Source organism: Tolypothrix sp. FACHB-123 (genome assembly GCF_014697075.1).
Taxonomy (GTDB): Bacteria; Cyanobacteriota; Cyanobacteriia; order Cyanobacteriales; family Nostocaceae; genus Aulosira.
Genome location: NZ_JACJRE010000016.1, coordinates 32,813 through 57,988 on the forward strand (window position 1 = coordinate 32,813; position 25,176 = coordinate 57,988).

Here is a 25,176-nt window from a genome sequence, read left to right on the forward strand (position 1 = left end):
ATTGGTCTCTCATCTTTATTTATTTTTTGGTTTTTGAGTGAGTAAGGTAATACTAATTTAAGCATTATGGCTGTCAGGTTCTGTGGATGTAATCCCTGTAAGTTGTAATGTTTTTTCCATTTCTAGGCGTTGTTCGACGTTACGGAGGAAATAACCATCTACCATTGCAGAACCTAAGAGTCTACCTAGTTCTTCGCGATTGGTGGTAATTAAGGACTGATATTTGTCATTGGGTAAGTTACCTAACATTTCTACAATGGCGCGTTGAATTAGGCGCAATACTTCGGGTGATGTGGGTTGAGAAAGTTGAGCGACTGTTTGGGGATTTAAGGATTGTATGTATTGCAACAAGTTATTGTTTTGGGTTGGCGATTCAAAGTAATCTGGCTGGCGAGGGGAAAGGTTACTCATGATTTTTACTTCAATTACGCTGGATTTATTTATTAATTTATCTGGTTGTTGATTTTGGGAGGGTTGGTGAAACCGAACTTTGAAGGAAGGGTTTGTTCTACTCAGGCTTGGGAGGAGGAAATTTATTTTTTTAACGCAAAGGTACGCTGAGGTTGGCGCGAAGGTACGCTGAGGTTTTGTAAAAATCTTCAACTTTCGTTAACCAACGGTTGTTATAAAGCAAAAGTACAGATAATACTTTGTGAGCAGATAGCGATCGCTCTTTACCACAACAGTTTCTGGAATACGGGAGTCTGCGCTGTGATAGATGAAATCGACCAACTTTTGGCGGATTGGCAGCAGAAAATTAATGCGGCTAGCCAAAATCTCCTGGAATTACAAGAACAGCCGACATATCAAAGGCTTTGTGGTTATTCTGGCTATCCTAAGGTTAATTTGGCGGGAATTACGGCAAAAAGGGTGACTCCGGCACTGGAGGCGATGAACGATCTGTTTCAATATTTCGATTTATTAGTGCGGGTGGTGGAGAAGGCGGGTAAGTTACGTCAGCAATTACCACGATTTTTAGCCAGCGCAGACAAGATTGATGAGATTAAACAACTGTTAATGGGTGTTTCAATTGAGTTACCAGCAGTACAGACACCGCTTGCACAAAGAGAATTGCTGAGTGCTACTCATACAGTAAATGCGATCGCACCTGGGGAGTTATTACAAGTGATGACTCACGCTTTTTCTGTGGCTAGGGATGCTGTTTTAGCTGTGGATGAGGCTTGGAATCATCTAGATAACATTTTGGCAGATGCAGAATTGCAAATTTACTCGCTGCAAAACTCAGCAGAATTCTTAGATAGTCAGGTTATTGATGAATTGGTGCAAATTCAAACGGCGATCGCATCTTTGCGCCAACGAGTAGAACAAGATCCTCTAGGGGTGAGGGTGGAGGTTGAACAACAAATTCAGCCGATGTTGGTAAAAGTAAAGTCGGTTGTTGAACAAGCACTGCAACAGCAACGTCAAATCCGCGCAAGATTGGCGATCGCTAGCGATTTGTTAGAAAAATTAACTACAATCCAGGCAAATTCTCTAGTTACTTTTGCGGAAACTCAGGAGAAAATCGTGGGGTATTTAATCAAATCGCCTTCATTGACGGCTGAGGAGTTAAATGCCCTGACTCAATGGTTAACTAGGTTAGAAACTAAGCTAGCGGAGGGGTTAGTTAATCCAGTTATCATCGGTTTAGAAAATTGGATCGATAAAGCTCAAGGTTATATTGCATCCGAACAACAAGTATTTACTGCTAATAGTGCCCTTTTAGCCAATCGTCGGGAGTTACGCGGACGTTTAGATGCTCTCCAAGCTAAAGCATTAGCTAAAGGATTAATTGAAGATGGCAAACTATCTGATATAGCTGCACAAGCAAAGCAAATTTTATACACGCGCCCCACGACTTTAGATCAGGCGGCTGAGTTAGTTTCTCAGTATGAGAAGCGGTTGAATTGGGGTATGGGGAATGGGGCATAGGGCATTGGGCATGGGGCATTGGGCATGGGAGCTAATGAATTGATGATGGCTGTTGAGCCTTTTATCTCGGAAGTTGAGCCTTTTATCTCGAACGTTGAGCCTTTTATCTCGGAAGTTGAGCCTTTTATCTCGAACGTTGAGCCTTTTATCTCGGAAGTTGAGCTTTTTATCTCGAGCGTTGAGCCTTTTATCTTGAAATTTGCACCTTTTATCTCGAACGTTGAGCCTTTTATCTTGATATTTGCACCTTTTATCTTGAATGTTGAGGCTTTTATCTCGAATGTTGCACATTTTATCCCGAAATTTCACCCTTATCTCTTCACAAATCCCCAATGCCCCATGCCCCATGCCCAATGCCCAATGCCCAATAACTAGGAGAACTAAATGAACGGTGATCGCTGTACGAGAAATGCCTGTACTGGCATGATTGAAGATGGTTACTGTAATGTCTGTGGGTTGGCGGCGGTAAAATCTGCCTATGTCAGCCAGAAGCAAAGTGTAAATGTTACTGCGAGAAGTTCTCCGGTGACTACTGGTACGGGTTCTTCGCCGTTAACTAACCGTTCTAAGGGTTCGCGGCGTACTAGTGGTACTTCTGCTCGCAGTAGTCGCAGACAATTAGGTGCTGGGTTAATCTCTGTTCCAGAATTACCTTCTACCGATCCAGAGAAGGCGCTTCTGCTTAACCCAATGGTGCCGGAGAATAAGCGTTTTTGTAGTAATTGCAATCACCAGTTGCGCCGGGAAAAGGGATTTTGTAGTAAGTGCGGACAGAAATATTCCTTTATTCCTAGTCTGAATCCTGGGGATTTGGTTGTCGGACAATATGAAGTTAAAGGTGCGATCGCTTATGGTGGTTTAGGCTGGATTTATTTAGGTTTCGATAAAACTCTTTCTCGCTATGTTGTCTTAAAAGGACTGCTAAACACGGAAGATGCAGCTAGTGCAGCCGTAGCGGTAGCGGAAAGACAATTCCTCGCAGCCGTAAAACACGCCAATATCGTGGGAATTTACAATTTTGTGAATCACGGTACTGAGGGTTTTATTGTCATGGAATATGTTGGCGGTAAAACTCTCAAGGAAATTCGTAAAAGTCGGGGAACTTTACCTGTAGCGGAAGCGATCGCTTATATTCACCGGATTCTCAGTGCTTTTGCTTATTTACATTCTTTAGGCATGGTATATTGCGACTTCAAACCAGACAATATTATGGTTGAAGGCGGCGATGTGAAGCTAATTGACTTGGGTGGCGTGCGCCGGATTGAGGATTTAGATGGCGATATTTACGGTACAGTAGGTTATAGCGCCCCAGAAGCAGGTGAAGGGCCGACAGTTGTATCCGATTTATTTACTATTGGCAGAACTTTGGCAGTATTGCTGACTAATATTAAAGGCTTTAGTAAAGAACACCTGTATACATTACCCAGTCCCGAAGAAGAACCGTTATTTGCACAACAAGAATCTCTGTATCGCTTCTTAATTAAAGCCACTGCGGAAAATCCTGACGATCGCTTTCAATCAGCCGATGAAATGGCGGATCAATTATTGGGTGTACTGCGGGAAGTTGTCGCCCTGGAAACAAATATTCCTCGTCCAGCTGCTAGCCATGTATTAGGGGGAGATATGCTAGCGCTGACTTACGGTGGTAGTTTGGAGCCAATTAAACCAGAATATGAACAATTACCGTTACCAATCCTAGATTCTAACGATCCTGGATTTAATGCAGTGCTAAATGCTAGCGCGATCGCCGATCCGATGAAACGGGCGATGAGTTTAGATGAAGTCGTCAAGCAATTTCCTGATTCCCGCGAAGCATTACTGCGGTTAGCCAATAGTTTTATTGAGGGGTTTAATTTTGCCGAAGCAGAGGAAGCCTTAGCCAAACTCGAAGCTAAAGATCCTTGGGATTGGCGAATTTTTTGGTATCGGGGGCGGGCTTTAATGGCGCACAATCAAGCACAAGCCGCGCAAAAAGCTTTCGATCAAGTTTATTTTGACTTACCGGGAGAGTTAGCACCCAAATTGGCGCTAGGTTTAGCCGCAGAACAAGCGCAAAATTATCAACTAGCGATTAAGATGTACGAGTTAGTCACCCGTACAGATCCCAGTTATGTAACAGCAGCCTTTGGTTTAGCCCGTTGTTTGTCTGCAACAGGCGATCGCCAAGGAGCAGTCGCCGCCTTAGAAAGAGTACCGCCTACTTCTAGTTTATTTACGCGATCGCGAGTCGAAATTGCCCGGACTTTAATTAACCGCGATCGCGATATTCCCAGTTTTCAAGAACTACAAACAGCTTCCTCTGCGATTGAAACCCTGACATTAGAAGGAATGGATCGCTATCGGCTAGTTAAGCAGGTTTTAGAAACAGCCTTAAATTTACTTACCTCACAGCAATTAAAAGCTGCTGCTGACATGAAGATTTTAGGACAACCCCTGCAAGAAAAACATCTGCGCCAAGGACTAGAAAAAGCCTTACGAGACATGGCACATTTAGCCACAGGTAAAGAGAAAATCCACTTAGTTGATGAAGCAAATCGCATACGCCCAAGGACGTTGATTTAAGCACGGGGGACAGGCTTCTCTGCGAGAGGCTGCGCCAACGACTTCGCTCAGCCTTCGGGCGACAAGGAGGATAAATAAGAAATGACAAATGCCCAATGCCCAAATTGTGGTACTTCAGTCCTAGTAGGGGACAAATTTTGTGAAGAATGCGGTACGCCTTTAACTGCTAATCAACCGCCAACAGCTATACAAGGCTGTGAAAAATGCGGTGCGGGAGTCGAAGCCATTGATACAGATGGTTACTGTAGCAATTGCGGGTTTCGCAGCGAAGCGAAAAAGAGCGATCGCATCGAAATAATTATTAATTCACAGTTAGCGGGAGTGAGCGATCGCGGTTTGAGACATCACCGCAATGAAGATTTTTTGGCTCTACACCAGATTAATGACTCGCAGATAAATATTATCGTGGTTTGCGATGGCGTTTCTAGTGCGGAACAACCAGACTTAGCCGCCCGTAATGCTGCTGAAACTGCGGCTTTAGAACTCGCTCATGTTTGGCAAACTGGAGAAAAACCAGAGTTAGCGATTAAATCCGCCTTTGCTGCGGCGCTCGATTCTGTATGTAATATTCCTTATGTATCTGGTGTAAACTCCGATCCACCATCAACTACTATTGTGGCTGCGATTGTGTATAACCGTACTGTTACTATTGGTTGGTTAGGTGACAGCCGCGCTTATTGGATTTCTGGTAAGGCTTCCCAACAATTAACTCAGGATGATTCCTGGTTATATGAGGTGGTAGCTGCTGGAGAAATGAGCGAAGCGGAAGCGAGAAAATCTCCTCAAGCTCATGCGATTACTCGTTGGCTAGGAGCAGATGCGGTGGCTGATGCTACACCTTCTATTGTGAATTTTACGATTCCTGAGTCGGGATATTTGCTTTTATGTAGTGATGGATTATGGAATTATGCTCCTGAAGCTGAAGAATTACTTAACTTAGTGGAGCGATCGCCTGGGAAAGATGCGATTAGTGTCTCTCGGAGTTTGGTGGAGTTTGCGCGACAAGGTGGCGGACATGACAATATTACAGTTGCTGTTTTGGCGTTATAAGCTCAATGATTGGGGAATAAATCAGTTCGCAAAATCCGAAAATCTTAATTTATGGAACCGCCAAGACGCCAAGGACGCGGAGAGAAGAAGCTACTTAATTGTTAGAGTCATCGCGTTATTTCTGAGGTGTTTGAGGAACGAACCGCAAAGACGCGAAGTACGCGTTCGACGAAGTCGTTCCCGCAGGGTAGGAAGAGAATAGAAGAAAGAAAAGAAGAAATATTAAGAATGAGTTTACTCTTACAAATTTTGGCGATAAACCACTAGCCCCTAGCCCCTAACCCCTAATATGTCAAACCAATTCAAAGCGGAAGTTTTTCAAAACCAATATTTACACGAAGGTGCTAAAGAAGTTCATGCCATCATGACTGTCAGCGTGGAAAAGGGTGATGGTGTACCCGTTTCTACTAGTAATGACAGACTTTTTGGCATTATCTGTGATGTCTCTGGTTCAATGGGCGGCGGTAAAATTCACGCTGCTAAGGATGCGATGGTAAAAGTTGTGAGCTTGTTACCAGAGGATGCTTACTTTTTTATTGTCACGGGTTCTAGTAAAGCGAGTGTAGTTTTCCCTGTGTCTAAAGCTACACCTGAAAAGAAAGAAGAAGCGATCGCCGCAATTAAAAAAATCCTTGCTAATGGTGGCACGCTTATGTCTAAGTGGTTAACTGAAGCACTGACACAATTTAATAAGAAACCCGATGCTGTGCGCCAAGCTTTACTGCTCACTGATGGCATGAACGATGATACTGATGAGCAAGCACTGAACAAAATTTTACAGCAATGTGAGGGTGTATTTCAGTGTGATTGCCGAGGTGTTGGTACTGATTGGCGAGTTGCTCAACTCCAACAAATCGCTGGGAAACTCCTGGGAACGACTGATATTATTCCCGATGCGGCAATGATTGAAGCTGATTTTCAGGCAATTTTAGCAAAAGCCATGAGTAAGAATGTTAGTGATGTCACCATGCGTTTGTGGACGCCCCAAGGAGCTAAAGTACTATTTTGCAAACAGGTGAGTCCAGATATTGTTGATTTGACACATCGTAGTAAAGCAGTTAAACCGCAGGTTTTGGAATACCCTACTGGTGCTTGGGGTAGGGATGAGTCCCGTGATTACCACTTTTGCATCGAAGTTAATCCCGGTAATGTGGGTGATGAAATGTTAGCTGGTCGCGCTAGCTTAGTTTATACCGTTAATGGTGTAGAAACAAAAGTAGCAGAAGCCCGGATTTTGGCTACTTGGACAGATGATGAAGCTAAATCTACCAAAATTAATAAGCGAGTTGCTCACTACACCGGACAAGCAGAACTAGCGCAATCAATTCAAGAAGGATTAGAAGCCCGTGCAAAGGGCAATATTGAAGTTGCTACCGCCAAATTAGGTAAAGCTGTGAAATTAGCTCATGAATCTGGGAATGAAGCCACAGCCAAATTGCTCAAAACTGTTGTTGATGTGCAGGATGCGCCTACGGGTACAGTGCGGTTGAAGCGAGAAGTAGCGAAGGAAGATGCGATGGCATTAGAAACTCGTTCTACAAAAACTACTCGCATTCCGAAATCTTAGCAACGCTTTGTATAAGAACGTAAATTTTTTAACGCAAAGGAACGCGGAGGTTAGCGCAAAGTTTCGCAGAGTATTTCCCCAGCCAATTCGCTATGAATTAATTAAATGGTGTACTTAGTGAGTGAAGAAAGGCAGAGGATAGGGGGGACAAGGGAGACAAATGACAAATGACAAATGACCATTGACTATGCCTATATATAAATGTCCTAAAGGTCACGAATCCACAGAATCAGATTTTTGTTCGGAGTGTGGTGCCAAAATTCTGGGTATACCTGAACCAAAAATAGCTAAAACAACAGTAAATATTGAAACCTGTCCTGCTTGTAGTGCGCCCCACGAAGTTGACAGTGGCGACTATTGCGAAATTTGTGGTTATAACTTTGTTACTAAAGCGCATGGGGAATTAGCGATCGCTAAAATTCTTCAGGAACAAGAAAAGGTAACACAAAAACAAACATCTGTTTCATCACCTCAATCGCCTATTATCGGTTGGCAAATAGTAGTGACAATCGATCCATCTCTGCGTCATCTTGAAAGCCCAGAACCCCCAATAGAACAACCGCCGATAGTATTTTCTTTAGAAAAGGAAACTCACCTCATCGGTCGTAATAGTCAAGCTAGGGCTATTCACCCAGAAATTGCTCTAGATTTTGATGATGCAGTTTCTCACCGTCATGCTTTATTAAACCGTCAAGCAGATGGTAAATTCACCCTGCGCGATATTGGTTCTTCTAACGGTACACAATTCAAAGGTGTGGAGTTAAAGCCAATGGTAGATATTCCTCTACAAGATGGCGATGAATTCACCTTAGGACATTGGACAAGAATTGCGATCAAAGCTATTCGAGGAATCGACGCGGAACTAGGGGGATGAGAGAGACAAGAGGAATGAGTAGGACAAGCGAAGGAGGACAAACTGGATTGTGGATTTATGATAGCTTTTGAGCCTTTGAGCCTGGAAGTTGAGCCTTTGAGCCTGAAAGTTGAGCCTTTGAGCTTGAAAGTTGAACCTTTGAACCTGAAAGTTGAACCTTTGAGCCTGGAAGTTGAGCCTTTGAACATGAACGTTGCACCTTTGAGCCTGGAAGTTGAGCCTTTGAACATGAACGTTGCACCTTTGAGCCTCGAAGTTGAGCCTTTGAACATGAACGTTGCACCTTTGAGCCTCGAAGTTGAGCCTTTGAACCTGGAAGTTGAGCCTTTGAGCCTGGAAGTTGCACCTTTGAGCTTGGAAGTTGAGCCTTTGATGTCGGAAGTTGCACCTTTGAGCCTGAAAGTTACACCTTTGATACTAAAATTTCGAGCTTGACTCTTGACAACTAACAACTGACAACTGACCACTAACCAATATGAGTAAAATTATTGCAGTTTCAAATAAAGCAATTCGCGGACTGACGACACCGCAACTGCTCAACGGTGGTTTATATCTAACCTGGGTAACTAGTGTCTTACTACTAATTAGTATTATTAGCGGAGTTCAAGCGCAGAGACAGGCGATTAAAACTGTAGGACAAGATTCCACACCCAGTATCGTCACGGCGCAACGCCTAAAAGATGGACTGGCGGGAATGGATGCTAATGTTGTTAACGAATTGTTAGTACCAACAGGACAAAACCAAGATGCTGTTAAAGGTTACGAAGAGCGATATTTAAGAGTTACAGAAAGGCTGGTAGCTGCGGCTGAAAGTATCTCATTTGGAGAGATAGAACGCAAACCAATTGAAACTATGCATTTGGCGTTAGGTAACTATTTAGCTAAAATCCAGCAAGCAAGAGACTCTCACGCTCGTGGGGATAATAATGCCATGCTGATTGCTTATCGCGCCGCTAGCGAAATCATGGATAAAACCCTTCTCCCCGCAGCCGATGAGTTAGACAAGGTAAATCTGCAAGCTTTAGACGCTACTTACACTCAAAAAAAAGCTGCTACACAAAATTATATATTTTCTATTTTCTTAATTGGTTTAGCACTGATTATTTTGCTGGGTTGGTTACAAATATTTCTCAGCAGACAGATGCGTCGTACTTTTAATCCAGCGCTTTTATTAGCAACTGCGATCGCACTTGGGTTTTTAAATCACACAGCTGGTGCGTTGCTGGCTGCTTCCCAAAACCTGAGAGTGGCGACAGAAGATGCTTTTACTTCTATGCATACCTTACGCCAAGCTAGAGCGATCGCCTATATTGCCAATACTGCCAAAAGCCGTTATTTACTCGATCCGGCGTTAGCTAGCAACCATGAACAAGCTTTTTTGCAAAATATCGCCAAAATTGCCCAAGTACCACCAGGAAAGACTATTGAGTCAGTAGTAGAAGCTTATAAATCTGAGTATGCAAAAGTTGATGGGTTTACAGGTTACTTAGCTGATGAACTGAAAAATATTGTTTTTCCAGGTGAAAAAGCAGCCACATTAGCAAATCTCTCCAGCTTGGGAACCTACATGACAATAGATCGCCAAATTCGTCAGTTAGAAAAAAGCGGTAACCGTCAACAAGCGATCGCTTTATCCATAGGTAATAACCCAGGACAGTCAAGTTGGGCGTTTGAACAGTTGAGAATAACTAATCAAAAAGCTTTTGATATTAACCAAGCTGCTTTCGACAAAGCAATACAGCAAGGCTTTCGGAATCTCGCAGGTTTTGAGATCAAAGCTACAGTGGCGCTGAGTGCGATCGCGCTTTTAACATTATTTGGACTAACACCACGTCTCAAAGAATACTCTATTTAATCATGCCCAATGCCCAATGCCCATTAACCATTAACATAAGTAATCGGCATTTCCATCATAAATTTTGTTCCCTGTCCTAGTGTCGATTCACACCACAGCTTACCGCCATGCTTTTCTGTAATAATTTGATAGCTAATAGATAAACCTAAGCCTGTACCTTTACCAACTGGCTTTGTCGTAAAAAAGGGATCGAATAAACGTTGGTGAATTTCTTCTTTGATTCCTGGGCCATTGTCAGCAATACAAATTCGCACCCAGTTGTGATTAATTACCTCTGTGTGAATTGAAATAACACCCGCCGTTAAGGCAATTTCTTGAAGAGATTGTTGTTTATTATATTCTTCTAAGGCATCGATGGCATTACTGATAATGTTCATAAATACCTGATTCAATTGTCCCGCATGGCATTCCACCGGCGGTAAATTACCATATTCCTTAATAATTTGAATCTCTGGGCGTTCTGAATGTGCTTTCAATCTGTTATGCAAAATGATAATAGTGCTATCAATACCATCGTGAATATTGACATCTTTAACTTCTGCTTCATCCAAGCGTGAAAAATTCCGCAACGAAAGCACAATTTCTCGAATTCTTGTAGTTCCTAAACGCATGGATTGCATGGCTTTAGTTAAGTCTTCAATGAGAAATTCTATATCAATAGATTCGATGACATCGGCAATTTCTTGTGGTGGCTGGGGATAGTATTTTTGATAAAGTTCTATGAGAGTTAATAAATCTTGGGTATATTCACTAATATGAATGAGATTTCCGTGAATAAAGTTGACAGGATTATTAATTTCATGGGCAACACCTGCAACCATTTGACCAAGACTGGACATTTTCTCGCTTTGGATCATCTGGAGTTGGGTTTGTTTGAGTTCTTGAAGGGTGTTCTCCAGTTCCCTGGTTTTTTGCTGGAGTTTAATTTCTGCTTGTTTACGATCACTCAAGTCCCGCAAAATCCCCTGTAATCCGATGACTTTACCATCAATATCTTTGATGGGTGAAGTATTGGATGTTACCCATCCCCAAGTTCCATCTTTCTTCGGATGACGAAATTCTATTCCTGCACCACTTTTACCTGTCTCAATGATGCGCTGAAGAAATTCCATCACTTTAGGTAAATCATCAGGGTGAATTAATGGTATGAACGATTGATTTAACCATTCGGAAACCTCATAGCCAAAAATATCCTGAAATTTTGGGGAAATATAAGTAATAGTACTATCTATTAGAGCAGCCCAAATTACATCATTGGCATCCTCTACGAGTCTACGGAATTTAGCTTCACTTTCAGCCAAAGCAACTTCAGCACGCTTGCGTTGACTAATATCGCGAATTAGTGCCAAAGCATGAATTTTACCATTGTAGAAACTCGGACTGGCTGTCACCTCAACATCAATCAAAGTGCCATCTTTACGGATATCTACTGCTTGACCGTAAAATTGACTACCTGCTTGAATTTTGCTGATAAACTCTGCAAAGGTTGTTAGGCTATCACAATGGATAAATTCTGAGGGATGCAGTCTCATGAATTCTTCTTGAGCATAGCCATGCATTTGACAAATAGCAGTATTGGCTACGACAATTTTTCCGGTTTCCAGATCGATAATATTTATGCCATCGCTAATATTTTCAAAAATTGTACGGTAGAGGATTTCTTGTTGTTCTAGTGCGCTTTGGGCTTGTTTGCGTTCTGTAATGTCTGTAGCAGTAACTACAATTTGATGGATACGCGAGCTACTATCCTTTAAGGGTGTAACGCTTATAGACCACCAAGTTTGGTGACCGTTGTTACAGAAATGTTCTTCAAAAAAGCTAGTTTTGCCGGAATGGACAGCAGCCGTATAATGCTGGCGGTAAAGTTCAGCCATATCTGGTGGCATAGCTTCTGCTAAAGTTTTACCCAAGAGACTGGTCATCTCTACAGAACGAGTACGAGCGATCGCTGGGTTATAATCCACAAACCGGAACTCTGCACCATTATCTAAAACATCTAAAACAAAGATGCCGTAGTCTACACCTTCCCAAACACTTTGTAATAACTGTGTTTGTTCTAAAAGTCGCTGTTCAGTGCATTTGCGATCGCGAATGTCGCGGCTAATAGTTGCTAAGCCAGTGGGCTGATTAGTAACCGGATCTTTAACCAAAAACAGAGTATAGTCAATTAAAATTGACTCTCCAGTCATGAAATGACGAAAACGAAACTCGCTCTGCCAATAACCCTCCTGCATGACAATCGGTAAAATATTTTGCTGGAATAGTTCTAGGTCTTCAGGTACGATAAATTCACTAATATGTTTAGTCTGAGTTTCCTGCCAATCCTTCAGTCCAACTAACTTCATACCGGCTGGATTGAGGTAAATAGGTTTTCCTGCTATTGAGGTAATGCCAATAAAATCGGCGCTAGCTTCGAGAATTGTCATCAAAGCTTGGCGTTCTTCCCTCTCTTGCTGGAAACACTTCTTTGCTGCTAGTTGTGAATTTATCTGCTGTTGAGACGATGTTGACTGTCGTAAATTAGCCAACTCTTGCTCTAACTGCGCCACCCTCTGACGCAGAGCAATCGATTCTTGCTTTAGGGTAGCTTCGCTCTCAGTTTCTCGAAGGATTGATTCTGTGGATATTTCGTCGTTAGTGGAAGAAAGCTGAGTCATATCTTTGAACCCGTAGCAGATTAGTTTTCCTAGATGCTCTACTTGTGCTTAATCTAGAGTTCCCTGCTATGAGTTCAAGTAAACAAAAATTACTTAATTCGCCGAAATTCTTCCTCCCTCAGACATACACCATCTAAAAACTTGGTGTTTGATAGGGAGGATAAATTTTAGTCTATGCAATAGTTTTAATGATGCGATCGCAGTCAGATTACTAGCGAGTACATCAATAGAATAAGGGCTGTTAATTATTGACAGTCAACAGCCCTCACGATAGATTGTGCAACTTAAAAGCAGAATAGCTTAATATTTCCGTTCCTGTGGCTGAAACATAGTAATAGCTACTGGGCGATATTGAATATCAATACCTGCGGGTGAATAATAAGCCATTGTGTGCTTGAGAAATTTTTCATCATCTCTTTGAGAATAGTCTTCACGAAAGTGTGCGCCGCGGCTTTCTTGACGATTCAATGCTGAGGCCAGAATTGTCTGTCCTACCACCATTAAACTCTGCAATTCCAAAGCTTCGACAATTTCTGTATTCCAAGAATTGCCTTTATCATCTAAATATATTTGTGGATATTGCTGTTGTATTTGGGCGAGTTTATGCAATCCTTCTTGCATAATTTCTTCGGTGCGGAACACACCGCAGTACTGAGTCATACAATCTTGAAAAGCTTGGCGGACTTGGTTAATACGATATTTTCCTGGCTGTTCTAGTAAAGCTTGGATTTGCTGTTTTGCTTCGTTAATGTAACGTTGAGCATCTACAGTCGGTAATTTGCGGTTTTGTACAAATTGGGCGATCGCTGCTCCGGTACGCTTGCCATAAACTACACATTCTAGTAGCGAATTACTACCTAGGCGATTGGCACCATGTACAGACACACAAGATGTTTCCCCGGCGGCAAAAAAGCCTTCAACAAATTCATCGCCACCACTGCGGACTTTACCATCAATGTTCACTGGGATACCGCCCATACAATAGTGAATGGTTGGGCGTACAGGCATAGGTTGCGTCACCGCATCAACGCCGACTAAACGATGGGCTTCTTCCCAACAAAAGGGAACGCGACTCATGATTTTTTCTTTACCCATGTGGCGTAAATCCAGGTAGACAAAGGGGCCCCCAGCACTACCATCGGCATGAATACCCCGTCCCGCGCGAATTTCGTAAGCGATCGCTCTTGAGGTAATATCACGGGGAGCCAGTTCCATGCGACTGGGTGCGTAAGTTGCCATAAAGCGATCGCCTTCGGAGTTAATCAAATACGCCCCTTCGCCCCGCACTGCTTCGGAAATTAGCACCCCTACCGGGTACAAGCCTGTGGGATGAAATTGGACAAATTCCATATCTTCTAGAGGCAAACCCGCGATCGCCGTCATTGCTAAACCATCACCAGTAGAAGCATAATCATTCGATGTAGTGTTATAAACGCGACCATATCCCCCAGTCGCAAACATTACAGCCTTAGCCCGTAACACTTCTATTCGCCCATCTAGCAAATGGTACATCACTATACCTTTTGCCTGACCATCCTCCAAAATCAGGCGCATTACGTACCATTCTTGGTAAACTTGCACGCCATAACGCCGTAAATTATTCACCAATTCATGTAAAATCGCATGACCGGTTTTGTCAGCGGCGTAGCAAGTGCGGTTGTGGGAATGTCCGCCAAAAGCCCTCTGGGCAATCCGCCCATCCGGTAACCGCGAAAACAACACACCCATGTGTTCCAAATCAATCACCACATCTGGTGCTTCTTGGGCGAGAATAGCTACAGCGTCTTGGTCTGCTAAATAATCAGAACCTTTCACAGTATCAAAGGCGTGAGCTTCCCAACTATCTTCAGAATCAACATTTTTTAACGATGCTGCCATCCCCCCTTGCGCCGCTACTGAGTGGGAACGAATGGGGTGAGTTTTCGCCACCACAGCAATATTTAAACTAGGGTTAATCCGGGAAATTTCCACAGCCGCACGGCATCCTGCCAAGCCGCCCCCGACAATAATTACATCATGTTCCAGCATAATTAATTTTTATGAATTTTTAATAGTGTAGACAAAGAAATTCCCTGCCACAGGACAGGGAGATAGTTGCGATTTTGGATTGTATTTTGAGATTTTGCATAATTTAGGTAACTCGTCGCTCAGATATTTATATTTCTTAAGCCATACGACTCAATCCTTAACTGCAAATCTCAACTTTTAACTGTTCAGCTAGTTGCTTGTACAGGTTTTTGTTGAGAAACATTACCTGGAATTGGTTCAGTTTTTGTCCCTGGCTCGATAGCAGTTAGTTCAATATGATTTAACAATGTAGTTACAAATGCAAATAACAAGAAAGGCAGAGATAGTAGCACTACAAGACCGACAGTAGCTAGAGCATACACAGGTCTTCTCGCGCCCATCAGTGCCAATGCTGAAGCCAAACTAATGGTAATTGTAATTAACCAAACAATTATTTGACCGTAAATATCACCAAAGGTCAAGGTACAGACAAATCTATAGTTTTGAATGTTATTCATGTTCATCACCTTCGCCTCAAGTCTCTCCTATAGGTTCTACCTTAGAACCAGGTTTGGCTTGAGGACAATTTCTCAATATTTTTCCAAGGTTTTTAATATTACTTTATAAATTACTGACTCTGTGAATATAAAAAATAGTCAAAAGTTCTCTACTAAAGACTCTTGACTATTTAATTCAACTGTGTAGAGAAGGAAATTAAGCGCTAGTTTGTTGAGCAGCAGTTTTTCTTCTCTTAATTAGCAAACCAAGACCACCAGCTACTAATGTACCGCCTATAGTTAGAGGTTCGGGGACAGAATAAGCCGCAGTTTTGAAGTTTGGGCCAAAGTATCCTTGTTCTACACTAGGCCCATAAAGTGGAAAAACTAAAGTTGGGCTACCTATAAACAAATCACCGATAAAGTTGATGGCTGGGTCTACTGTAAAACCAACTGGATTCCAAGTGTAATTCTCTGAGCCAGTAGCAGCTGCAATAATAAAAGTTTTACCCGCATCTAAGATTGTTTTAGCTACTGATGTGTAGCGAAACCATCCATCGAGGGGATCACCTGGTTTGACAGTTCCCGAAACTAGAAGCTGACCAGCATCATTAAAGATACCAACATCATGTGTTTGAGTTAAATCATTTTTCTCGTCATCATAAAACCCAAGTTGATTGATGGCGATTTGTTTATTAGTAGAGAATTTAAAACCCAGGCTCCACTCGCCATTACTGGAGTCTATTGTAGGTGAATCAAAGTTAATTGCAGCCGCATGAGCCGTTCCTCCCATCCCCATACCAATCAACACTGCTCCAGCAGTAGCAATTGATAACTTCTTGAAAAAAGTTACACTAGTCATGAAATTTATTCCTCAAAAACTTCAATCTTGTGGAAAATCTAGGTATACAAAAGTTGCAGATGATGGTGCGCAGTATACTAATCAACGCATGTTTTTTACCCAAAACAAATTAATGGCGACAGCAAAATATTGAGTGATAGATGCTAAAAGCATTACCAACACTTTCTCTGTATTGGTAAAGCATCTTGTACTAAAAGTCATACTAGAAGATAACTTCAGTTTTTAATTATGCTTTTATGTACGCAAATAATCTTGTATAAATTATTTAGCTACTGATAACACACTTAATCTACAAAAATTTTCTTTAAAAAACAACTTTATACAGTGTCTTTACGTAAAAAATATATTAAATTAGCTACTTAATTTTGGCAATAAATATACCAAAATATGTATAATTACGTCCTAGTATGCAACTATGCCACTCAGCAAGTTTATGAAGTTTTCATAAAGAAAGTGACTATTTATACGACAACACGCTTCTGTTAAGGATAATTGTAGGTAAAAAATGCGACAAATGGGTAGATTGAGCTTACCTTGTGGAAACCCAACATAGACAAGGTTTTGATGTGTTGGGTGACTCACCTTCAGCTGCGTTGCCAAATTTTAATGGTTTTATCCAAACTACCACTTACCAACATTTCACCAGAAGTGGTAAATGCTACTGCGGTGACAGTATCAGTATGTCCAGTAAAAGTACCTAAAAGTTCTCCAGTTTTTAGATGCCACAACTTGATAGTTTTATCAGCGCTACCACTAGCGATAATTTGCTCATCGGGACTGAGGGTAATTGTACAGACTTCATCCTGATGTCCTTTGAGGGTATGAATTAATTCCCCAGTTTCTAATTGCCAAATTTTAATCGTTTGATCGCGACTACCGCTAACGAGGAGTTTACCATCCGCACTGATTGCTAAAGAACGAACGATGTGAGAATGTCCCATGAGGGTGTAAAGGGGTTGCACATCTTGAACATCTTTCGCGCCTGCAATGTGGGAAGTACACCAGACTTTGATTTTGCGATAGCTACCGGTGACGAGAGTATGCCCATCTTGACTTAATGCGATAGAATGGGCTGCGGTATCATCGAGAGAAAGAGCGATCGCTACCTGACGCTTCATCAAATCCCAAAATAGAATTTTGCGATCGTCGCCACCAGTGGCTAACATCCTACCATCGGGAGTAAAAGCAACACATCTGACTATCCCATTATGTTTGTGTAGGATATCGATCAAATCTAATGCTCCGACATGCCAAATTTTAATTGTAGAATCTGCACCCACACTCGCTAAAGTCTGTCCATCGGAACTAAAAGCCAGGGAATTCACTTCATCGACTAACCCAGATACAACCCAAGGAGACTCTGACAATGTCTCGATCAATTCTCCTCTAGATAAATCCCATAGCTTAGTTTCTCCACGACTTCCACTAGCTAATATTGGTGGCGTCTGACTGAGACTACACACAGAAACATTCGCCTGAGGTGTTCTAGCAGAATAAGCTAGACAATTAATTCCTCTAGTATGTCCCTTTAAAGTTTGCCAATATTCCCAGTCACCGACGATCTTCTTAAGAGGATGTTCTGGGGGTAAAGTTTCTACCCTTTCCGCGATCGCCTTTTCATTGACTATTACGGTTAAATCTTGTTTCTTAACTAGAGATTCTAAATACCAATTTAATCCTCCTGTATACAATAAATTACTGGGAGTTATGGAGATTTTTTGTTCAGTAAATTCAAGTTGAGCAGTCGGTAAAAAGCCAGTAATAATGACTTTTTTTTCGTATCCTAATTTACTAGAATTTGGATAAAATAAAGCCAGAAAAATTAGTACTTGGTGCTTTTTTAAATCCTCTTGAGTAACTGACCACTTAATTTTATCTTTCTTAATGCCATTAAAACTTTCGCCATCAGCTGCGTAAACTTGAATACTCAGTTTTTTGTTAGCTGTGAGTAAATAAGTAAATTTACTCTCACCGCGTAAATTACCCTCATCATCCAAAACCATATTTTTAATGGTATCTTGGGGTACTTTTTTCACTAACTTACCCAAGCGTTCTCCAATTACCCGATCCACAATTTGCTCGCGCAAAAGATAATCTTGGGCTTGTTGTTGAAAGTATTGGGGAAAGGGTATCGTCCAATCAGGTGGTTCTGGATATTCTGGTGGTGTAGGTGGGGGATTTTTGGCGAGAATTTCGGCTTGTTGACGAGATAATTCCATTAATTCAGCCAAAGACTCACCCCAGAAAGTCATAATTTCACTATGACAACCTTTCATTTGACTTTTCAGTACAGATAAGTCATAGGTTTTCAGTTTTTTGACACGTTGGAGAAAGTCAACTTGTTGAGCTTTTAGTAAGCTAATCCAATCCATCTGCATTAGAGCCGCACGCTATTGCATACCTAAGGTAATCTATACGAATACAATTACTCAAGTTAATAATCTTTATTGATTAAAATTCAGTAATTCTAGCAGTCAAAGAGAACACAAGCTAAAGCATATGTTCGCGGAAAAGATACACCTAGATAGCCCTCAAACATACCATAACTGATATGTCTGAGGTATACAGAGTTAATTGATGTCAAATCATTTTAACTAAAATGCAGAACAATATATTGTTTCGATGGAAACAGTTCTAGCAGCAAGCAATAGTGCGCTCCAAGGCTGACAGAAAGGAGAGGAGGAGTGGTAAGCTATAGATAGCCATCTCAAAATTATCTGATTTCGCTCTCATCTCCTGGCAAGGAAATCAGATAACTATAAATTATCAATATCAGTTGATTTTAAGGTTGATGTTCTGGAAGTGATTCTGTAGGATTTAGCCGCGTAGCAGCTTGTTTTTGGACATCACTCGCTGCTAATTTTTGGATTTTCATGTGCAAATCAAAATCATTACTGCTAATAATTGTTTCTAAATTTGCTATTCTTGCTTCTAAAAGTTCTATCTGCTCTTGTGGTAGATAATTAGCTTGAGATTTCTTTTCATCAGAACGCCATATAGCCACTGTACCAACTGCGGCACCACCTAGAGCAGCTAAAGGCAAAATCGCTCCACTTCTGGTAACTGCTGACAGGGGAATGCACAATGCAAGGATTCCTACCGTAGTTCCCCAGATTTTTGAGGTAGCAGCAACGCGGGAATTGTGAGCTGGCTCTAGGTTGTTTTGTGATTGGGAAGCCATAAATTTATCCTAGATGAGTTATTTCTAGGTTCGCACGATCGCCCGTAAAAATACCTCCTACGTTTGGGCTAAGTATATCTACTCCTGATGCGCGATCGCATTTTGAATCAATAAATTTCCTTAGGTAAATAATTTCTGTTATCTAGAAAACATTTAAATTTAAAAATCTACCGAGCGCAGTCATAAATCTCCGATTACCAATAGTGCAAAAACTCGAAATCACAGCCTTTTGACTTTTGCGCAACATATGAACAATCCAAATGTTGCTTGTGTTTCATCACACAAATATAAATGTCCGGAAAATTTAGTCAATATCTTTACATATTCATAAATTAATTTTATGTGTTGCCTATACTTCTGAGTTACCTATATCCCGGTTGGGCGATAAAAAAAGTACAGGAAACGTGTGTTTTAGAAGACATTTTTTAATTTTTTATGATATTCGCTAGAGATACCTGGGAATAATACTAACAAGTAAGTATATAAAACCTCAAACCCAATGTCCGTACTAATCAATACAATAAATCCTATTAGCGGTTATCGTCTCACTGAAAAAATTTACACAGGTAATAAAACCCTTGTTTACCGGGGTATTAGAGAAGAAGACCAAAAATCTGTCATCATCAAATTGATGCGAAATGAATATCCTACCTTCGCTGAAATAGCTCAATTCCGCAATCAATACAATATTATTAAAAATCTTGATTTGAAAGGCATAGTTAAGCCCTTAGTTTTAGAAAATTATCGCAATGGCTATGCCTTAATCATGGAAGATTTTGGTGGCGTTTCCCTGAAAGAATGGCAATCTTCTCATGGGAGAATAGAAGCAAATTCTCTTGCTCTCGATGAGTTTTTTACTATCGCCATCGAAGTTACATCTATTTTAGAGGGACTGCATCGCGATCGCATTATCCATAAAGACATTAAACCAGCCAACATCTTAATTCATCCTACTTCAGGTGAAGTAAAAGTCATTGACTTTAGCCTCGCAACTCTCCTACCAAGAGAAATTCAATTTATAACCAATCCCAACGTCTTAGAAGGTACTTTAGCTTACATTTCTCCCGAACAAACAGGAAGAATGAACCGAGGTATCGACTACCGTACCGATTTTTATTCCTTGGGTGTTACTTTTTTTGAACTCCTCACCGGACAGTTACCCTTTACTACAACTGACCCGATGGAGTTAGTTTATTGCCACATTGCCAAAGAACCGCCAAAAGTCAACCAAATTAATTCTAATATACCCCAGATATTGTCCGATCTGATCGGTAAGCTGATAGCCAAAAATGCCGAAGACCGTTATCAGAGTACCCAAGGACTTAAACATGACTTAGAAAAGTGTTACCAATTCTGGCAAGACACAAAAAATATTCCTCTGTTTGAGTTAGGATTGCGTGATTTTTCCGACCATTTCCTCATTCCCGAAAAACTTTATGGCCGTCAATCAGAAGTAGAAACCCTACTAGCTGCTTTTGAACGAGTTGCAGACGGTACAACGGAAATGGTCTTAGTTACAGGTTCATCGGGAATTGGTAAAACCGCCGTAGTGAACGAAGTCCATAAACCAATTGTTCGCCAACGTAGTTACTTCATCAAAGGAAAATTCGATCAGTTCCAGCGTGACATACCTTTGTCTGGATTAGTGCAAGCATTTCGCGATTTAATTGGGCAATTACTGAGTGAAACTGATTACCAAATCCAACAATGGAAAACTAATTTACTTTCAGCCTTGGGCGAACAAAGTCAGATAATTATTGATGTTATTCCAGAACTAGAACTAATTATTGGTAAGCAGCCTGAAATTGCAGAAATATCTGGTAGTGCGGCGCAAAATCGCTTCAACTTATTATTTCAAAGATTCATCCAAGTATTCGCTACAAAAGAGCATCCTCTGGTAATTTTTCTAGATGACTTGCAATGGGCAGATGTAACTTCCTTAAAATTCATTCAGCTATTAATGAATGAAAATACATCTTCTCAAATTGTCAGTGAGACTGGTAAACCAGCAGAAATAGCCGGAGGCTTACTGCTAATATGTGCCTATCGAGATAACGAAGTTTCAAACGCCCATCCCCTTTATTTGAAACTCCAGGAAATTGAAAATAGGGGAGTTAATATTAGTAAGATTAATTTAAACCCTTTAACACAAGGTGATTTAAATAGTTTAATTACAGAGACTCTCAATTGCCAAGAGAGCATGGCAGTACCTTTGACACAAATGGTATTTGCCAAAACTCAAGGTAATCCCTTTTTTAGCAATCAATTCCTCCATAGTTTATACGATAAAAATTTAATCAAGTTTAACTTTGATAATGGGTATTGGGAATACGATCTTGGAGAAATAAAAGCATTATCTCTTACAGATGATGTTGTTAAATTTATGGCAATGCAAATAGAAAAATTGCCAATACAGACTCAAAAGGTATTAATGTTTGCAGCATGTATCGGTAATGCGTTTGATTTGAAAACCTTGGCAATTATCCATGAAAAATCTGCACAAGATACATCATTAGACTTATTACCAGCTTTACGTAACGGCTTAATTTTACCTGAAAATGATGCTTATAAGTTATTTCAAGATGCCCAAGATTCAGTAATAAATATTGAACATCAACAAAAGCAGCCATTACAAATATCTAACTTTCAATTTCCGAAATATAAATTTGTCCACGATCGGGTACAGCAAGCAGCTTATTATTTAATTCCCGTTGATCAGAAAAAGCCAATTCATTTAAAAATTGGACTTTTATTATTAAGTAATATTCCCATATCCGAACGGGAAGAAAAAATTTTTGAGCTTATTAACCAGTTCAATATTGCATTAGAGTTTATTACGCATCAATCTAAACGCAATCATCTAGCTGAGATGAATCTGACTGCCGGACGTAAAGCATTAGCTTCAACAGCTTATTCATCTGCACTTAAGTATTTAAAAATAGGTATTGAATTATTAGCTGATGATAGCTGGGATAACTATTATGAACTAACTCTAGCTTTGTATGAGACAGCAGCTGAAGCAGCTTACTTGTCTGGTGAATTTGAAGAGATGGAAGAATTAGTAAAAGTAGTCTTAGCAAAAGCTAAAAAACTGCTAGAAAAAGTAAAAGTTTATGAAGTCCAAGTTCAGGCTTATGGCGCACAAGGTAAAGCACTAGAAGCTGTAAATATTGCATTAGCTTTCTTAAAGTTATTGGGAGTGGATTTTCCCAAAAATCTTAGCCCTAATGATGTTCAAATAGCAATGCTAGAAACAGCATCACATCTAGCCGGAAAAGATATTGAAGACTTAATTAACCTACCCCAAATGACAGATGAGCGAGCGTTAGTAGTTATGCGTATTCTATCGAATACAACTGCTTTTGCCTATACTGCCATTCCTGCACTATTCCCCTTGATTGTACTCAAACAGATAAACTTATCGATCCACTATGGTAATGGGCCATTGTCTGCTTTTTCCTATGTTGCTTATGGGGTAATGCTGTGTGGCGTAGTAGGAGACATTGAGTCTGGTTATCAATTTGGCAAACTGGCTGCAAGTATGTTGAGTAGATTTCATACTAAGGAAGTCACCTTAAAAGTTATTGAAACCTTTAATCAACTCATTAGACCTTGGAAAGAACATATTAGAGATACTTTAAAACCTCTGATAGAAGCTTATTCTAGCAATTTAGAAACAGGAGATTTAGAGTTTGGATCTTATGCTCTTTATGCTTACTCTTATAGCGCATATTTCATTGGTCAAGAATTAGCATCCCTAGAACCAGAAGTAGCAAATTACAGTAAAGCTATTAGGCAAATTAAACAAGAAAGAGCTTTTTACTGGAACGAGATATATCGACAAACAATATTAAATTTATTGGGAAATGTCGATAATCATTGTTATTTAATGGGTGAGGCATACAATGAGGAAAAAATGCTGCCAATTCATATTAAATCCAATGATGGTATTGCTCTTTTTTTCTTGTTTGTTTGTAAGTTGCAACTGTGTTATCTGCTAACGAATTACCCGCAGGCAGTTGACAATGCAAGGCAGGCAGAAAAGTATTTATATGCAGGCATAGGAATGCTATTAAGTGCTCAATTCTATTTTTATGATTCATTAGCACAACTTGCTGTTTACTCAGATATTAAGCCTGAGAAACAACAGGAAATAATGCTCAAAGTAACAGCTAATCAAGCAAAAATGGAACAATGGGCACATCATGCTCCCATGAACTATTTGCATAAATTTTATTTGGTTGAGGCTGAAAAATATCGAGTTACTGGTAAATATGTTGAAGCAATGGATAATTACGATCGTGCCATATCTCTAGCCCAGCAATATGGATACATTCATGAGGAAGCCATTGCTAATGAACTTGCAGCTAAATTGTATTTTGAATGGGGCAAAGTTAAGATTGCTAAAACTTACTTACTTGATGCATATTATGGCTATATCTACTGGGGAGCTAAAACCAAAGTTAGGGAATTGGAAAAACGTTACTCTCAATTATTAAATCCAATTATTCAAGAAGAGAGAATTCGCTTAAATTCCTCTAGGAAAAATATTTCCGATGAAATACATTTATCAACTCATAGTAGCCACCAAACTATGATTGGTTCCAAAACCAGCATTTCTGATTCTCTAGATTTGTTAGCTGTGATTAAAGCGTCGCAAGCACTCTCTGGCGAAATGGAGATGGAGCGACTGATTTCTGTCTTAATGGAAGTTGTGATGGAGAATGCAGGAGCCTCAAAATCAGCTTTTATATTAAGCAAAGGTGCTAACCTTAGCTTAACAGTTACAGCAGTTAGTGTTAATTCAAATGAGATTTGCCCTTGTATAAAATTTCCATCAGTTCACATAGAAGCAAGTGAAGATGTACCTATAAATTTAATTAATTATGTCAAACGGACAAGAGAAATATTAGTAAGTGATGATCTCAAAATCAATACATTTTTAGTAGATGATAGCTACCTTCGTCTTCATAAGCCTAAAAGTTTTTTATGTATACCGATTCTAAATCAAGGTAAATTGCTTGGTATTCTTTACCTCGAAAATAACCTGACCGCAGGTTCATTCACACACGATCGCGTAGAAATTATCAAACTTTTAACTACCCAAGCGGCAATTGCTCTTGAAAATGCTATTCTCTACAATAATTTGGCTGAAGCCAAGAAAGATTTAGAGGAATATAACCATTCTTTAGAAGATAAAGTAGATGCAAGAACTCAGGAACTTAACGAAAAAAATCAAAGTTTACAACAAGCAATACAGGAATTGCGTCGTACTCAAACTCAGTTAATTCAAACTGAAAAAATGTCGAGTTTGGGTCAAATGATAGCAGGAATAGCCCATGAAATAAATAATCCGATTAATTTTATTCATGGTAATATCACCCACATTAGTGAATATGTACAAGAGTTAGTAGAGTTGATTGATATATGTCAACAGGAAGATTATAGTCCTGATTTAATTAATCAAAAATTAGAAGAACTTGATTTAGATTTCCTGATTTCAGATTTATTAAAAATTCTAGATTCAATGAAACTTGGCAGTTCCCGAATCCGAAATATAGTTTTGGGTTTACGTAATTTCTCCAGATTGGATGAATCTGCCATGAAGCTGGCTAATATTCATGACGGGCTGGAAAATACCCTCATGATTTTACAGCACAGACTCCAGGAAAAGAGCGATCGCCCTGAGATTGAAGTCATCAAAGAATACACAAAACTTCCAGAAGTTAATTGTTATGCTGGCCAACTCAATCAGGTATTTATGAATATTTTAACTAATGCGATCGATGCTTTGGAAGATTCAGTAACCAACAACAAAATTGCTAAACCGACAATTCGCCTTTGCACTGAATTAGGAGAATTGAATACAGTCAAGATTAGAATTATTGATAATGGTTGTGGTATCCCTGAATTAACCCAAAAGAAAATTTTCGACCCCTTTTTCACCACTAAACCAGTAGGAAGTGGTACAGGTTTGGGCTTATCAATTAGCTATCAGGTGATCGTAGATCAACATAAAGGTGAATTAAGCTGTCTTTCCACTCCAGGAGAAGGCACTGAATTTATAATTGAGATTCCAATGTAAAAGTATTGGTCTTGGTAAGCAAAAAACTTTATCTCTAATCAAGAAAA

At 40.2% G+C, this 25,176-nt stretch carries 16 protein-coding genes; 9 read left to right on the forward strand and 7 right to left on the reverse strand.

All coding sequences use genetic code 11. The features are described 5' to 3' along the window. Positions 1 to 57 precede the first annotated feature (57 nt). Positions 58 to 411 carry a DUF760 domain-containing protein gene (locus tag H6G41_RS13015; protein ID WP_190632562.1) on the reverse strand — a complete coding sequence of 118 codons (354 nt, stop codon included), beginning with the start codon at positions 409 to 411 and terminating at the stop codon, positions 58 to 60. A gap of 300 nt (positions 412 to 711) precedes the next feature. Here H6G41_RS13015 and H6G41_RS13020 point away from each other — a divergent pair, with 300 nt between their 5' ends. From H6G41_RS13020 to H6G41_RS13055, 8 genes are all read left to right on the forward strand, one after another. Then, entirely contained in the window at positions 712 to 1,932 is a 1,221-nt protein-coding gene (locus H6G41_RS13020; RefSeq protein WP_190746605.1) for a hypothetical protein, read from the forward strand. A gap of 24 nt (positions 1,933 to 1,956) precedes the next feature. Then, on the forward strand, positions 1,957 to 2,307 hold the full coding sequence (locus H6G41_RS13025; protein WP_190746606.1) for a hypothetical protein: 351 nt from the start codon (positions 1,957 to 1,959) through the stop codon (positions 2,305 to 2,307). A 9-nt stretch (positions 2,308 to 2,316) separates the two neighbouring features. Further along, positions 2,317 to 4,494 (forward strand): serine/threonine-protein kinase, encoded by a 2,178-nt coding sequence (locus H6G41_RS13030; RefSeq protein WP_190746607.1) that lies wholly within the window; start codon positions 2,317 to 2,319, stop codon positions 4,492 to 4,494. 81 nt (positions 4,495 to 4,575) lie between these two features. Then, positions 4,576 to 5,544 (forward strand): PP2C family serine/threonine-protein phosphatase, encoded by a 969-nt coding sequence (locus H6G41_RS13035; RefSeq protein ID WP_190746608.1) that lies wholly within the window; start codon positions 4,576 to 4,578, stop codon positions 5,542 to 5,544. A 289-nt stretch (positions 5,545 to 5,833) separates the two neighbouring features. After that, positions 5,834 to 7,111 (forward strand): VWA domain-containing protein, encoded by a 1,278-nt coding sequence (locus H6G41_RS13040; protein ID WP_190746609.1) that lies wholly within the window; start codon positions 5,834 to 5,836, stop codon positions 7,109 to 7,111. Positions 7,112 to 7,298: 187 nt separating this feature from the next. After that, positions 7,299 to 7,985 (forward strand): FHA domain-containing protein, encoded by a 687-nt coding sequence (locus tag H6G41_RS13045; RefSeq protein WP_190746677.1) that lies wholly within the window; start codon positions 7,299 to 7,301, stop codon positions 7,983 to 7,985. A gap of 57 nt (positions 7,986 to 8,042) precedes the next feature. Beyond that, the gene (locus tag H6G41_RS13050) at positions 8,043 to 8,420 is read left to right on the forward strand and encodes a hypothetical protein (protein WP_190746610.1); all 378 of its coding nucleotides are present in this window, start codon (positions 8,043 to 8,045) and stop codon (positions 8,418 to 8,420) included. Positions 8,421 to 8,460: 40 nt separating this feature from the next. Next, positions 8,461 to 9,840, forward strand: a complete 1,380-nt coding sequence (locus H6G41_RS13055; protein ID WP_190746611.1) for a hypothetical protein — start codon at positions 8,461 to 8,463, stop codon at positions 9,838 to 9,840. A 23-nt stretch (positions 9,841 to 9,863) separates the two neighbouring features. On the opposite strand, the gene H6G41_RS13060 is transcribed toward H6G41_RS13055, so the two are convergent. From H6G41_RS13060 to H6G41_RS13085, 6 genes are all read right to left on the reverse strand, one after another. Continuing rightward, positions 9,864 to 12,497, reverse strand: a complete 2,634-nt coding sequence (locus H6G41_RS13060) for a PAS domain S-box protein (RefSeq protein ID WP_190746612.1) — start codon at positions 12,495 to 12,497, stop codon at positions 9,864 to 9,866. A gap of 300 nt (positions 12,498 to 12,797) precedes the next feature. Then, complete coding sequence (locus tag H6G41_RS13065; RefSeq protein WP_190746613.1) at positions 12,798 to 14,525, reverse strand: succinate dehydrogenase/fumarate reductase flavoprotein subunit; 1,728 nt, start codon at positions 14,523 to 14,525, stop codon at positions 12,798 to 12,800. Between the two features lie 185 nt (positions 14,526 to 14,710). Next, complete coding sequence (locus H6G41_RS13070) at positions 14,711 to 15,028, reverse strand: hypothetical protein (protein WP_190746614.1); 318 nt, start codon at positions 15,026 to 15,028, stop codon at positions 14,711 to 14,713. Between the two features lie 190 nt (positions 15,029 to 15,218). Next, the gene (locus H6G41_RS13075) at positions 15,219 to 15,863 is read right to left on the reverse strand and encodes a PEP-CTERM sorting domain-containing protein (protein WP_190746615.1); all 645 of its coding nucleotides are present in this window, start codon (positions 15,861 to 15,863) and stop codon (positions 15,219 to 15,221) included. A 584-nt stretch (positions 15,864 to 16,447) separates the two neighbouring features. Beyond that, a complete protein-coding gene (locus tag H6G41_RS13080) occupies positions 16,448 to 18,235 on the reverse strand; it encodes a WD40 repeat domain-containing protein (protein ID WP_374939425.1) in 1,788 nt (595 codons plus the stop codon). Positions 18,236 to 18,645: 410 nt separating this feature from the next. Then, positions 18,646 to 19,044, reverse strand: a complete 399-nt coding sequence (locus tag H6G41_RS13085; RefSeq protein WP_190746617.1) for a hypothetical protein — start codon at positions 19,042 to 19,044, stop codon at positions 18,646 to 18,648. 499 nt (positions 19,045 to 19,543) lie between these two features. Here H6G41_RS13085 and H6G41_RS13090 point away from each other — a divergent pair, with 499 nt between their 5' ends. Continuing rightward, positions 19,544 to 25,129 (forward strand): ATP-binding sensor histidine kinase, encoded by a 5,586-nt coding sequence (locus tag H6G41_RS13090; RefSeq protein WP_190746618.1) that lies wholly within the window; start codon positions 19,544 to 19,546, stop codon positions 25,127 to 25,129. The last annotated feature ends 47 nt before the right edge of the window (positions 25,130 to 25,176 follow it).

Excerpts from the sequence above, each read along its gene's own strand:
- H6G41_RS13045 (WP_190746677.1), top strand. The coding sequence starts at position 7,299 with ATGCCTATATATAAATGTCCTAAAGGTCACGAATCCACAGAATCAGAT.
- H6G41_RS13080 (WP_374939425.1), bottom strand. The coding sequence starts at position 18,235 with ATGGATTGGATTAGCTTACTAAAAGCTCAACAAGTTGACTTTCTCCAA.
- H6G41_RS13070 (WP_190746614.1), bottom strand. The coding sequence starts at position 15,028 with ATGAACATGAATAACATTCAAAACTATAGATTTGTCTGTACCTTGACC.
- H6G41_RS13035 (WP_190746608.1), top strand. The coding sequence starts at position 4,576 with ATGACAAATGCCCAATGCCCAAATTGTGGTACTTCAGTCCTAGTAGGG.
- H6G41_RS13025 (WP_190746606.1), top strand. The coding sequence starts at position 1,957 with ATGGGAGCTAATGAATTGATGATGGCTGTTGAGCCTTTTATCTCGGAA.
- H6G41_RS13065 (WP_190746613.1), bottom strand. The coding sequence starts at position 14,525 with ATGCTGGAACATGATGTAATTATTGTCGGGGGCGGCTTGGCAGGATGC.
- H6G41_RS13090 (WP_190746618.1), top strand. The coding sequence starts at position 19,544 with ATGTCCGTACTAATCAATACAATAAATCCTATTAGCGGTTATCGTCTC.
- H6G41_RS13075 (WP_190746615.1), bottom strand. The coding sequence starts at position 15,863 with ATGACTAGTGTAACTTTTTTCAAGAAGTTATCAATTGCTACTGCTGGA.
- H6G41_RS13040 (WP_190746609.1), top strand. The coding sequence starts at position 5,834 with ATGTCAAACCAATTCAAAGCGGAAGTTTTTCAAAACCAATATTTACAC.
- H6G41_RS13030 (WP_190746607.1), top strand. The coding sequence starts at position 2,317 with ATGAACGGTGATCGCTGTACGAGAAATGCCTGTACTGGCATGATTGAA.
- H6G41_RS13055 (WP_190746611.1), top strand. The coding sequence starts at position 8,461 with ATGAGTAAAATTATTGCAGTTTCAAATAAAGCAATTCGCGGACTGACG.
- H6G41_RS13015 (WP_190632562.1), bottom strand. The coding sequence starts at position 411 with ATGAGTAACCTTTCCCCTCGCCAGCCAGATTACTTTGAATCGCCAACC.
- H6G41_RS13060 (WP_190746612.1), bottom strand. The coding sequence starts at position 12,497 with ATGACTCAGCTTTCTTCCACTAACGACGAAATATCCACAGAATCAATC.
- H6G41_RS13050 (WP_190746610.1), top strand. The coding sequence starts at position 8,043 with ATGATAGCTTTTGAGCCTTTGAGCCTGGAAGTTGAGCCTTTGAGCCTG.
- H6G41_RS13085 (WP_190746617.1), bottom strand. The coding sequence starts at position 19,044 with ATGGCTTCCCAATCACAAAACAACCTAGAGCCAGCTCACAATTCCCGC.